Source organism: Ideonella sp., assembly GCF_044358605.1.
In the GTDB taxonomy this organism is placed as follows: domain Bacteria; phylum Pseudomonadota; class Gammaproteobacteria; order Burkholderiales; family Burkholderiaceae_C; genus Ideonella.
Genome location: NZ_JBIKNQ010000018.1, coordinates 1 through 11,843, shown reverse-complemented (window position 1 = coordinate 11,843; position 11,843 = coordinate 1). Strand labels below are relative to the sequence as shown.

General features: G+C 62.9%; 12 protein-coding genes, 3 tRNA genes and 1 pseudogene. 13 read left to right on the top strand and 3 right to left on the bottom strand.

Annotated features, from left to right (window positions below; genetic code table 11):
- Together ACIQ3Q_RS08490 and gph are read left to right on the top strand one after the other, a co-directional pair.
- Positions 1-1,035, top strand: coding sequence for a DUF4145 domain-containing protein (locus ACIQ3Q_RS08490; protein ID WP_396268624.1), 1,035 nt, complete (start codon positions 1-3; stop codon positions 1,033-1,035).
- 31 nt (positions 1,036-1,066) lie between these two features.
- Complete coding sequence (gene gph, locus ACIQ3Q_RS08485) at positions 1,067-1,735, top strand: phosphoglycolate phosphatase (RefSeq protein ID WP_396268622.1); 669 nt, start codon at positions 1,067-1,069, stop codon at positions 1,733-1,735.
- A 187-nt stretch (positions 1,736-1,922) separates the two neighbouring features.
- On the opposite strand, the gene ACIQ3Q_RS08480 is transcribed toward gph, so the two are convergent.
- Positions 1,923-2,450 (bottom strand): hypothetical protein, encoded by a 528-nt coding sequence (locus ACIQ3Q_RS08480; RefSeq protein WP_396268620.1) that lies wholly within the window; start codon positions 2,448-2,450, stop codon positions 1,923-1,925.
- 298 nt (positions 2,451-2,748) lie between these two features.
- Entirely contained in the window at positions 2,749-3,516 is a 768-nt protein-coding gene (locus tag ACIQ3Q_RS08475; protein WP_396268619.1) for a hypothetical protein, read from the bottom strand.
- A 122-nt stretch (positions 3,517-3,638) separates the two neighbouring features.
- On the opposite strand from ACIQ3Q_RS08475, the pseudogene ACIQ3Q_RS08470 reads away from it, so the two are divergent.
- A pseudogene (locus ACIQ3Q_RS08470) lies at positions 3,639-3,851 on the top strand (HAD hydrolase-like protein); the annotation flags it as partial.
- Positions 3,852-3,854: 3 nt separating this feature from the next.
- Here the strand turns inward: ACIQ3Q_RS08470 and ACIQ3Q_RS08465 are convergent.
- Entirely contained in the window at positions 3,855-4,694 is an 840-nt protein-coding gene (locus tag ACIQ3Q_RS08465) for an energy transducer TonB (protein WP_396268618.1), read from the bottom strand.
- Between the two features lie 491 nt (positions 4,695-5,185).
- On the opposite strand from ACIQ3Q_RS08465, the gene trpE reads away from it, so the two are divergent.
- The 10 genes from trpE to ACIQ3Q_RS08415 form a co-directional block, all read left to right on the top strand.
- On the top strand, positions 5,186-6,661 hold the full coding sequence (gene trpE / locus ACIQ3Q_RS08460; protein WP_396268617.1) for an anthranilate synthase component I: 1,476 nt from the start codon (positions 5,186-5,188) through the stop codon (positions 6,659-6,661).
- Between the two features lie 23 nt (positions 6,662-6,684).
- Positions 6,685-7,275 carry an aminodeoxychorismate/anthranilate synthase component II gene (locus ACIQ3Q_RS08455; protein WP_396268615.1) on the top strand — a complete coding sequence of 197 codons (591 nt, stop codon included), beginning with the start codon at positions 6,685-6,687 and terminating at the stop codon, positions 7,273-7,275.
- Positions 7,272-8,348: a low-specificity L-threonine aldolase gene (gene ltaE, locus ACIQ3Q_RS08450; RefSeq protein WP_396268613.1), complete on the top strand. Its 1,077-nt coding sequence runs from the start codon at positions 7,272-7,274 to the stop codon at positions 8,346-8,348. Before ACIQ3Q_RS08455 ends, ltaE begins: the two co-directional genes overlap by 4 nt.
- Before the next feature lie 21 nt (positions 8,349-8,369).
- The gene (trpD, locus tag ACIQ3Q_RS08445) at positions 8,370-9,407 is read left to right on the top strand and encodes an anthranilate phosphoribosyltransferase (RefSeq protein WP_396268611.1); all 1,038 of its coding nucleotides are present in this window, start codon (positions 8,370-8,372) and stop codon (positions 9,405-9,407) included.
- Positions 9,408-9,418: 11 nt separating this feature from the next.
- Positions 9,419-10,216: an indole-3-glycerol phosphate synthase TrpC gene (gene trpC / locus ACIQ3Q_RS08440; protein WP_396268609.1), complete on the top strand. Its 798-nt coding sequence runs from the start codon at positions 9,419-9,421 to the stop codon at positions 10,214-10,216.
- 7 nt (positions 10,217-10,223) lie between these two features.
- Positions 10,224-10,982 carry a uracil-DNA glycosylase gene (locus tag ACIQ3Q_RS08435; RefSeq protein ID WP_396268608.1) on the top strand — a complete coding sequence of 253 codons (759 nt, stop codon included), beginning with the start codon at positions 10,224-10,226 and terminating at the stop codon, positions 10,980-10,982.
- Positions 10,983-11,034: 52 nt separating this feature from the next.
- A tRNA-Tyr gene (locus ACIQ3Q_RS08430) sits at positions 11,035-11,119 on the top strand.
- Between the two features lie 76 nt (positions 11,120-11,195).
- Positions 11,196-11,269 (top strand) — tRNA-Gly (locus tag ACIQ3Q_RS08425).
- A gap of 98 nt (positions 11,270-11,367) precedes the next feature.
- Positions 11,368-11,442, top strand: a tRNA-Thr gene (locus ACIQ3Q_RS08420).
- Positions 11,443-11,512: 70 nt separating this feature from the next.
- Positions 11,513-11,843: GTP-binding protein (locus ACIQ3Q_RS08415; protein WP_396268606.1), on the top strand; the 331-nt coding region annotated here is incomplete at its 3' end.

Genomic DNA, 11,843 nt, shown 5'->3' with positions numbered 1-11,843 from the left:
ATGTCGCAACTTGGGGCGCTGGCTCCCCAAGACGCCTTGGTGCTGATGGCGCTCTTCAATACCACTGGCCCAGCTTCGCCTTGGGTCGAGAAGAAGGCGTTTCGGCACGATCAACTGGCGCACCGCCAGGCCGTTGATCGCTTGAAGCAAGAGGGGTACATCCGCGAGGAGCGCCAAGGCGACACGGAGTGCTATGGCCTGAGCTTGACCGCGCTGTCGCAGCTGCGTGAACAACCAGCAGTTGCCGAAGTGCTGGACACGGCAGAGCGCATGTGGGGTGAGTTTCAACGCCATTTCAAGAAGTCTATGGATGCGCCCATCGCCCTGCTGGAGATCGCGCGCTCTATTGGCAAGCCGATAGATCATGTGACCTTGGTTCACACCTACATGCGCGAGTGGTGGCACACGCCTTATGCCATTTTTGCCCCCGACGCCTTGTACCAGTCGGTCGTCGTCAGTGAAAAGGTTTTTGACCACGGCTCATTCGGCGACTGCATTCGAGCGCTTGGCCACAGTCAGGCGGAGCGCGCGCAAGCGGCACCCCATGCTTTCAGAAGTTTGGCGATGCAGGGAGAGGCTCCGGCACATCAGGTGGATTCCCAGCGGCCCGTTTTCCAAGAACCCTCTTGGTTCACCCGTTTGCCGCCCCACGCTCAGGCAGTGATGCGGGAGGTCCATGTCGCCCAGCACGAGGGCCTGCTGGCATTGACCGCCATGGGGGTTCGGGCCGTGATTGATGTGGTGGCCGACGATTTGCTGAGTTCGGCAGGCTGGACATTCGGTAAAAAGTTATCTGAGCTTCGCAATGCAGAGCACCTGACACAGGCGCAATTCGAAGCGATTCGTGCCGTGGTGGAAGTGGGGCACGCTGCAGCACACAGGGCCCATGTGCCCAGCGAGCGAGACGTTCAGTTGATGCAAGAGGCCCTCAACAACGTGCTGTGCTCAGCCTATGGCCTGCAAGGCACGCCGCAGGAGTTGAATTCCAGAACACCCCCCAACCCCAATGCTGCCAAGGGCAGCAAGGGGCCATAGATGCTGCGTGATCCGTGGCAAACACGCTTCCATGTTGACGGACACCATGTTGTTGAACTTATCTACCCTGCGCGCCGCCATCGTCGACCTCGACGGCACGATGGTCGACACCCTGGGCGACTTTGATCTGGCGCTCAACCGCACACTGAAGGCGCTGGGTTTGCAGGGTGTGAGCCGCGCCTTCATTGAGCGCACGGTGGGTAAAGGCGGCGAGCACTTGGTGCGCCAGACCCTGGCCCATGTGGGCGCCGATGCGGCCCTGTTTGTCGCGGCTTGGACGGCGTATCAACAGCACTATGCCGAGGTCAACGGCCAGCATTCCCAGGTGTTTGAGGGTGTGGTCGAAGGCTTGGAGAAACTGCGTGCGCGCGGCTGGCGCCTAGCTGGTTTGACCAACAAGCCTCGGGCCCCGGCGCTGGCGCTGCTGCAGGCCAAGGGCTTGGCGGGCTACTTTGAACTGTGCTTTGGCGGTGACAGCTTTGAGCGCAAGAAGCCCGACCCCTTGCCCCTCCTGCGCACCTGTGCCGCTCTGGGCGTAGCGCCCGCGCAGGCGCTGATGGTGGGAGACTCCCGCAATGACGCCGAGGCCGCGCGGGCCGCGGGCTGCCCCGTGGTGCTGGTGAGCTATGGCTACAACCATGGCGAGCCGGTGCAGGCGGTGGGAGCGGATGCGGTGGTGGACCGTCTGGATCACTTGTGACCCTAATAGGTCGTGCTTGAGCCGACTTCCGCCACATCGGCTTGGTCGAGGTGATAGACCCAAAGCGCCATTGGCCTATTGCCGTCAAGGCCAACACCACCAAGCGGCATTGGAGTACGTCGGGGCCTGGGGCTCGAGCTAATCCAGCAGTCTCAAACTTGCAGACGCGCCAGTAACCGGTGCAAGGTCACTCAATGGATGACTTCATGCTCTTCCATTGCACCCGGATGTCCTGCCCCCATAGCAAGCCAGAAGCACGCACCGCTGCATGAAGTACACGCTTCATACGCTCCAAATTGATGTTGGTATCTAAGTACCAGCCTTTAGCCAGCACGCGGCTATGCTTCTTCGCCCAGGCGCCACTCTGACCCGAGAACAGATCCTCACGCGTCGTGGCGACGTACTTGCGTGTGGTCCCGCAGGACGACATGGCTGACGCCATGTCGTGCCTTAGGTCAGGACGCTCGTTCCAAAGAAACTCAAGAGCACAGGTGTACAGATCAATCAGGCTGTACTTCAGACGCGTTTCGCCTTTGAACTCAACTCTTGGAGAGAGCCATCTTGTGGTCGGTGTCGAATGCGGCGGGATCGGCCGAGTCAAATGATCTAGATCCTGAAGGAGCCGATCTCTTCGCTGTTCGAGCGTTTCCAGCATCCGACGGGATGCATTGATCACAACCTCCAACTCATCCAACTCCTGGATCGGGTAGGTCATGGCGCTGACGTGTTGTGGTTGAGCCTGCATTACTTCCTCCAGATATGTCGAGTGCGGTAGCCCAAAGTGATGGTGATGCCATCGATGGTCACGATTCTTTATGCATCGAGCCATTCGGCTAATCGCGCCACAGGGCGCCGGCCCATGTCTCGTTCCATTGCTCGAATTGACGACTTACTCAGATACCGAACCATGGCCCCGTGACCGTCATGTGCCTCTTGTCCGTAGAGGTCTAGCAGTTGATCCACAAGTGGTGGGATACCTCTCTGATGCGCTCGAGTTGCTGCATGCCGAGTGTTCACGTGAGATCTCCAAGTGATGCCAACAACTCGTCGAGCTTCATTTTGTGAGCACGTTCTTCTGTAGTTCCCGGGACGAGGAAGTCGGGCAAGTGGCATGACAAGCCCACAAGACTAGCGCTCCCAACTTTCTTGTCTAATACCTTGGTATACAGGCTTTCGACGGGCACCTCTTGGCCGCATAAGTCTCGGGTGACTTTGCCTTCGATGCCAGTCGCTGGGTTGATGAGTCGCTTGACTTCCCCTGCATCGGACTCGGCGAGTTTCAGCGCGCATCTCATCGCCCAAAATGGATCAACAGGTGCCTCCAGAGGGTAAAAGCCGCTTTGAAAAAATGGCCCTTCATGTCTGTACTCGCTCCAGACCAGACTTCGCCAGTCCTCCTCCCACGAAGAAAAAAAGAGTGCGTCGATAGTCTTCGGGCCTGCAGCCAGAAGCAAAAAGAGTCTGTTGAAGAACGCGTCTCGGACTATGCATTTGCGGTCACAGACTTCCTTCAGGCGCAGGGCCGTCGGGGCGGGCAACGCAAGGCTTATCAGCTTTCTGTCCAGCTTGTCTAGTTCTTCAAAGACGTGATCGTGGGCTGCTTGAGAGTTGGGTACGCAGACCTCACGATCAAGCGCCACCAGTTCACTCTCCAGCAGCTTCGCCAAAAAAGCGTCTCTGCGCAGGCAAGACGCCTCGATCTTGCTGTCAAGCTTTTCGATGATTGGTCGCCAAATCTTGACGGAGATTTTTTGAATGCTTTTAGGGTTTTGCTTGCTCATCATGTACCCACTTGTGATGTGATGCTGCAAGTCTATCCAAATGACGATGCAATTTGGATAAAGAATTTTCCGCAGATTGTGGATCGGGCGAGAAGTGTCGAAATTGCCTAGTTAGCTGCGCACGACAGCCCGACTCCTTGCCGCTGCTGCGCAGCTGCGAGGCCCTGGGTGTGGCCCCGGCTCAGGCGCTGATGGTGGGGGACTCCCGCAATGATGCCGAGGCGGCTCGGGCGGCGGGCTGCCCGGTGGTGCTGGTGAGCTATGGCTACAACCACGGCGAGCCGGTGCGGGCGGTGGGGGCGGATGCGGTGGTGGACCGCCTGGATGCCTTGTGACCCTCAGGGGTCGAGCTTGAAGCCGACCTCCACGACGCCGCCTTTGGGGGCGGCAATGGGCTCAAAGCGCCATTGAGCCACGGCCTCCAAGGCCGGAGCGTCTAGGCGCGGGTGGCTGCTGCGCAGCACGGTGAGCGCACTGACGCTGCCGTCGGGCAGCACGGTAAAGGCCACTTCCACCGACCCTTGGCGTAAGCGGCGCTGCAAGGCGCCCGGGAAGTCGGGCTCGACTTGGCTCAAGAGCTTGAGAGGGCCTGATGCCTGAGCGGCGTTGGAGACTGTGGCGAGCGTGTCGACCGACGGCGGTGGGCTGGAGACCGTGGCCGCAGAAGGTGTGCTGATGGCCGGTGCGGCGGTACTGGCGGCAACGGCCGGGGGTGGCAGGCCTGCCGCTGGAGGGGCCTTTTCCAAAGTGGCGATCAGCCCGCTGGCGGCGTTGGTGGGCTCCGGCTCCGCAGAGGTCGCCAAGGCGGGGCTGTCGAACACCGGTTTGACGCGCTCGGTGATGCCGCTGGGCCGTTGTGGGGTGTTGCTGGGCCCTGGGGCGCTTGTGGCTGGTGCGTTGGCGGCCTTAGGTACGGGTCGAGCCACGGCTTTGGGGCGCTGTGCTGCCGCCTCGGTCGGTAGGGCGTTCAAGCGTATCCAGTAATAGGGCCGCTCTGCGGCGCGCTTCACATGGTCTGCAATGGGCGCCGATGCCGCAGGGCTGGGAGGCGTTTGGGCGAGCAGTGGCGTCGCGAAAGGGGTCAGCAGCGCCCACCACACCAGACCGCCCAAGCGGCGTAAGGTGGGCTTGGCCAGCAGGGGCGCCCTTCGACAATCAGCGTTCAGTGATCTCAACATCGTGGCAGGACAGGGGGCAAAAGCCGCTGCTGGATCACAGCATTGGCCATGAGCAGAGCGCTCCACAAGGGGTAAAGGGGGCGCAGCCAGAGCCTGCGCGAGGTCAGGCCAGGGCCAGTGTCGGTGCTGTGGCCGGGGCTGTCCATGCGGGATGCCTCGGTGTGTGCAGCAATGCGCAGTGTGACTGGCGCGATGTGACCGCGTGGGCACTGCTAAACTCCGGCTCTATGTTCACTTCGCGCAAACAGCTGTCGCTCACGCACCCCCGTGGGCACGACCGGGGAGCCTGGCCCTGGCGTCGCTGGTCTTCGACGACTGCGCTGTTTGCCGCCTGAGCGGCGCGGGCCACGAGCCCCGCTGCATTGCGGCTTCCTGGTGTGGGTTGAGTCTCCACCCTCCCCACATCGCTCTCTTGCATTTATGGCGCACTGCTTGGCGGCCGCCCAAGGGCTTGGCTGTCGGGCGGTGGTGCCCCTCCAGAGGATTCCGCTGTGATCACCGAACTTGAATTCAAAAGCCTGGCTGCCCAAGGCTTCAACCGCATCCCCTTGATCGCCGAGGCCTTTGCCGACCTCGAAACCCCACTCTCGCTCTACCTGAAGCTGGCCGGTGGCCAGCGCAACAGCTTTTTGCTGGAGTCGGTGGTGGGCGGCGAGCGCTTTGGCCGCTATTCCTTCATTGGCCTGCCGGCCCGCACCCTGCTGCGGGCCACGGGCCAGCGCAGTGAGATCGTCACCGACGGCAAAGTGATGGAGACCCGCGAGGGCAACCCGCTGGACTTCATTGCCGAGGTGCAAGCACGTTTCAAGCCCGCGCTGCGGCCAGGCCTGCCGCGCTTTTGCGGTGGTCTGGCGGGCTACTTTGGCTACGACACCGTGCGCCACATTGAGCCGCGCCTGCAAGGCGTGAAGAAGCCGGGCGGCATCGGCACGCCCGATATTCAACTGCTGCAAACCGAAGAGTTGGCGGTGATCGACAACCTCTCAGGGCGGCTGTACCTGATCGTCTGGGCCGACCCCGCTAAGCCCGAGGCTTGGTTTGAGGGCAAGCGCCGCCTGTCCGAGTTGGTGGACAAGCTGCGCTACAGCGTCACCGCCCCGCAGGTCAAACGCGGCGCCAGCCATGCGGTGGAGCGCGAGTTCGACAAGACCGCGTTTTGCGCGGCCGTGGACAAGGCCAAGGCCTATATCGCTGCGGGCGATTGCATGCAGGTGGTGCTGGGTCAGCGCCTGCAAAAGCGCTTCACCGAAAGCCCCTTGAGCCTGTATCGCGCACTGCGTTCGCTCAACCCCAGCCCTTACATGTACTACTACGACATGGGCGACTTCCAGATCGTCGGCGCCTCGCCCGAGATCTTGGTGCGCCAAGAGACACGGGACGAGGGCGAGGTGGTGACCATTCGCCCCATTGCCGGCACCCGCCCGCGCGGTGCCACGCCGGAATTGGACAAGGCCCTGGAGGCCGAGCTGCTGGCCGACGCCAAAGAGCGCGCCGAGCATGTGATGCTGATCGACTTGGCCCGCAACGACATTGGCCGCATTGCCCAGACCGGCAGCGTCAAGGTGACTGAGGCCTTTGGCATCGAGCGCTACTCGCATGTGATGCACATCGTCAGCAATGTGGAGGGGCAGCTCAAAGACGGCCTGTCCAGCCTGGATGTGCTCAAGGCCAGCTTCCCGGCGGGCACGCTCAGCGGCGCGCCCAAAATTCGCGCCATGGAGATCATTGACGAGCTGGAGCTGACCGAGCGCGGCATCTATGGTGGCGCCTGCGGCCACCTCAGCTTTGCCGGTGACATGGACGTGGCCATTGCCATCCGCACCGGCATCGTCAAGAACAACACCTTGTATGTGCAGGCGGGCGCTGGCGTGGTGGCGGACTCCGTACCCGAGCTGGAGTGGAAAGAAACCGAAGCCAAGGCCCGTGCGGTGATCCGCGCGGCCGAGTTGGTGGAAGAAGGTTTCTGACGGCGGGCCACGAGGAGCACAACATGCTATTGATGATCGACAACTACGATTCCTTCACCTTCAACCTGGTGCAGTACTTTGCCGAGCTGGGCGAGGACGTGAAGGTGGTGCGCAACGACGAGATCACGCTCGACGAGATCGCCGCCTTGCAGCCAGACCGGCTGGTGTTTTCGCCGGGGCCTTGCTCGCCGGCCGAGGCGGGCATTTGCGTGCCGGCCATTCAGCGCTTTGTGGGGCAGCTGCCGATTCTGGGCGTGTGCCTGGGCCACCAGAGCATTGGTGCTGCGCTGGGTGGCCGCATCGTGCGGGCCAAGACGCAGATGCACGGCAAGACCAGCGTGCTGCGCACCGATGGCCGCGGCGTCTATCAAGATCTGCCCGAGCAGTTCACGGTGATCCGCTACCACTCGCTGGTGATCGAAGAGGCCAGCCTGCCAGCGGACTTGGAGGTGACCTCGCGCTCGGAGGACGGTGAGATCATGGGCGTGCGCCACAAAGGCTTGGCCGGTGGGCCTGCGCCTCTGGAAGGCGTGCAGTTTCACCCTGAGTCCATCCTGTCGGAGCATGGTCACGCCATGCTGCGCAACTTCTTGAACATGGGGAGCGCCGTATGACGATCGTGGACCTTCGCAGTGACACCGTGACCCGGCCGACTGCCGCCATGCGCGAGGCCATCGCCCGCGCCGAGGTGGGCGACGATGTGTTTGGTGACGACCCCACCGTGCTGGCGCTGCAAGCGCGGGTGGCTGCGCTGACGGGCAAAGAGGCGGCGCTGTTCATGGCCTCGGGCACTCAGAGCAATCTGTGCGGCATGCTGGCCCATTGCCAGCGTGGCGATGAATACATCGTGGGCCAGCTGGCCCATACCTACCGTTATGAAGGCGGCGGCGCGGCGGTGCTGGGCAGCATACAGCCCCAGCCTTTGGTGCAAGACGCGCAAGGGCGCATGGCGCTGGCGGACATTGCCGCTGCCATCAAGCCCGATGACCCGCACTTTGCCCGCACCCGCCTGCTGTGCCTGGAGAACACCTGGAACGGCCAGGTCATGAGCCACGACTATTTGGGGCAGGCCACGGCCCTGGCGCGCCAGCATGGCTTGGCCTGCCACTTGGATGGCGCGCGCGTGTTCAATGCGGCGGTGGCCGACGCGGGGCCTGGCGGCGATGTGCCCGCTGCGCTGCGTCGCATCACGGACTACTTCGACAGCGTCTCGGTCTGTTTCAGCAAGGGCCTGGGCGCGCCGGTGGGCTCCATGCTGTGCGGCTCGCGCGAGCTGATCTCCCGCGCGCACCGGGTGCGCAAGATGGTGGGCGGCGGCATGCGACAAGTGGGCCTGCTGGCGGCGGCGGTGGACCATGCGCTGGACCAGCACGTGGAGCGCCTGCGCGACGACCACCGCCGAGCGGCGCTGTTGGCCGATGGCCTGCAAGGCCTGCCCGGCCTGACCGTGCGCTCGGCTGCCACCAACATCGTGTTTGTCGATGTGGCTGGTGGCCTTGGGGGCGAGTTGCTGGCCCTTCTCAAGGCGCGCGGCATTTGGGCCACCGGCCTGATCGGCCTGCGCTTTGTGACCCACCTGGATGTGGACGACGAGGGCATTGCGCGCACCCTGGCCGCGGTGTGTGAGTTCTGCGCACAAGGCGCTGCGAAAGCCACCGCGCCCGCTGTGGCTGCAGGCCCCTACTGAATCTGATTTTTTGGAGCGATCATGCCCATCACCAACACCGAAGCCCTGACCCGCCTGATTGACCACCGCGAGATCTTCCATGACGAGATGCTGGCGCTGATGCGTCGCATCATGAGTGGCGAGATGTCGCCGGTGATGATTGCGGCCCTGTCCCTGGGCTTGCGCGTTAAGAAAGAGAGCATTGGCGAGATTGCCGCAGCGGCCCAGGTGATGCGCGAGTTTGCGACGCCTGTGCCCGTGGCCAACCGCGAGCACTTGGTGGACATCGTGGGCACAGGCGGCGACAGCTCCCACACCTTCAACATCTCCACGGCCTCGACCTTTGTGGCGGCGGCGGCCGGCGCGCGCGTGGCCAAGCATGGCGGGCGCAGCGTGTCGTCCACCTCGGGCAGTGCCGATGTGATGGAGGCCCTGGGCGCCTACATCAACCTCAGCCCCAGCCAAGTGGCTGATTGCCTGGAAGAGTGCGGCATCGCCTTCATGTTTGCGCCCAATCACCATGCGTCGATGAAGCATGCGGCGCCGGTGCGCAAGGAGCTGGGTGTGCGGACCATCTTCAACATCCTGGGCCCCTTGACCAACCCAGCCGGCGCGCCCAACCAGTTGATGGGCGTGTTCCACCCCGACTTGGTGGGTATCCAAGTGCGGGTGCTGCAGCGCTTGGGCTCAGAGCATGTGATGGTCGTCTACGGCATGAACGGCATGGACGAAATTTCGCTGTCGGGCGAGACCTTGGTGGGCGAGCTCAAAGACGGCTCAGTCAAGGAGTACATGGTGCATCCCAGCGACTTCGGGCTGCCGGTTTATGACTCGCGCGTGCTGCGCGTGGCCAATCAGCAGGAGTCGGTGCAATGCATTCAGCGTGTGATGGCCAATGAAGACGGCCCGGTGCGGGATGTGGTGCTGCTGAATGCTGGCGCGGCCTTGTATTGCGCGGGCGTGGCGGCGTCGGTGACTGATGGGGTCAAGCTGGCCCGCGAAGCCGTGGCTTCGGGGGCGGCGCTGTCCAAGCTCTCGCAGTTTGTCGCCATCACCAACCGGCATCGCCCGGCGGTTTGAGGAGTTCTGGCATGAGTGGAACCCCAGACATCCTGCGCCGCATCGTCGAGGTCAAGCACCAAGAGATGGTGGCGGCCAAGGCCAGACGCTCGCTGGCCAGCGTGCGGTCTGAGGCCGAGTCGCGCCACGATGTGCGCGGCTTTGAGCGCGCCTTGCGCGCCAAGGTGGCACAAGGCCAGGCGGCCGTGATTGCTGAGATCAAAAAGGCCAGCCCCTCCAAGGGCGTGCTGCGCGAGGACTTCCGCCCGGCGGACATCGCCCGCAGCTATGAGCAGCACGGGGCGGCCTGCCTGAGCGTGCTAACCGACGAGCAGTTTTTCCAAGGGCATGCCGATTTCTTGCAGCAGGCCCGTGAGGCCTGTGCCTTGCCCGTGCTGCGCAAAGACTTCATGGTGGATGACTACCAAGTCTTTGAAGCCCGGGCTTGGGGCGCGGACTGCATTTTGCTGATCGCGGCCTGCCTGGATGATGCGCAGATGGCAGACCTCGAAGCGACGGCTCAGGCGCTGGGCCTGGATGTCTTGGTCGAGGTGCATGACGCGCGTGAGCTGGAGCGTGCCCTGCGCTTGAAAACACGCCTGGTCGGCATCAATAACCGAGACTTGCGCAGTTTTGAGGTGTCGCTGCAGACCACCCTGGGCATGCTCAAAGAGGTGCCTGGCGACCGCCTGTTGGTGACGGAGTCCGGCATCCTGAGCCGTGCTGATGTGGCGTTGATGCGGGCGGCTGCGGTGCACAGCTTCTTGGTCGGCGAGGCCTTTATGCGAGCGCCCGAGCCCGGCGAGGCCCTGGCGGCCTTGTTTGCCTGAGGCTGGGATGGCGCAAGGCGACTTGTTTGGCGCGCCGCCCTCGGCCGCAGCCTCGACGCAAGGCTTGAATGCCCCCTTGGTGGCCTTGATGGAGGCGGTGCCGACGGACTGGCAGCCGGTGCTGCAAAACTGGGCGGCTTCTTCGGCGGGCCAGGGCTTGCTCAGCTTTGTGGCGCAACGCCAGGCGCAAGGTGCGCTGATCTACCCAGTCACCCCCTTCAAGGCCTTGCAACTCACGCCGCTGGCCTCGGTGCGGGTGGTGATCCTGGGCCAAGACCCGTATCACGGACCGGGCCAGGCCGAAGGTCTGGCCTTCTCGGTGCCGGTGGGCCAGAAGATCCCACCCAGCTTGCGCAACATCCATAAAGAGTTGCAGCGCGACCTGGGGCTGCCCGCGCCCGCGCATGGGCATTTGGCGGGTTGGGCGCAGCAAGGGGTTTTGCTGCTCAATACCTGCTTGACGGTCGAAGACGGCCAGCCGGCCAGCCATGCCAAGCGCGGCTGGGAGGCTTTGACCGATGGCTTGATTGCCGCAGTGGCGGGCCTGGATCGCTCCGTGGTGTTCATGCTGTGGGGCGCGCATGCCCAATCGAAAGCGCCGCTGATCGAGGCCAAAGCGCCGGGGCGACACGTGTTGCTGCAAGCCAATCACCCGTCGCCGCTGTCGGCCCAGCGCCCGCCGGTGCCCTTTCTGGGCTGCGGGCACTTTTCTGCCTGCAGGCGAGCGGGCGTGGCGGTGGACTGGCGGCAAGCATTGCCCCTTTGAGGGCCGGTTTGCAAAACCTGAAAAAACAGTGCTATACTCTCAGGCTCGCTGCGGAGGGGTGGCCGAGTGGTTAAAGGCAGCAGACTGTAAATCTGCCCGCATAGCGTACGCTGGTTCGAATCCAGCCTCCTCCACCACAGCGAACGACTGGCGAAGCCGGTCAATGAATTTGGTCAGAATGCCTGTTGCTGAGGCTGTGTTAGCAGCCACTAGGCGGGAGTAGTTCAATGGTAGAACCTTAGCCTTCCAAGCTAATGACACGGGTTCGATTCCCGTTTCCCGCTCCAGTGAAGGCCAAGGTTTGCAGAGTTGGTTGAGTGTTAGGTCGGCACAGGCCTGAATGCAGAGTTTCATTGCGAAAGTCGGTTTTCAGCCCTGTGTCGATGCCCATGTGGCTCAGTGGTAGAGCACTCCCTTGGTAAGGGAGAGGTCGCGCGTTCGATCCGCGCCATGGGCACCATCCTCTTTGAAGTTTGTCTGACGTTTTTGAACTGACTTGGCCCTCGCGGGCACATGATTAGGAGCGCAAGATGGCAAAAGGTAAATTCGAGCGGACCAAGCCGCACGTGAACGTGGGCACCATTGGTCACGTGGACCATGGCAAGACGACGCTGACTGCAGCGATCACCACGATCTTGTCGGCCAAGTTTGGTGGCGAGGCCAAGGCCTACGACCAGATTGACGCAGCGCCTGAAGAAAAGGCACGCGGCATCACCATCAACACCGCTCACGTGGAGTACGAGACCGCCAACCGCCACTACGCGCACGTTGACTGCCCCGGCCACGCTGACTATGTGAAGAACATGATCACCGGTGCCGCCCAGATGGACGGCGCGATCCTCGTGTGCTCGGCCGCTGATG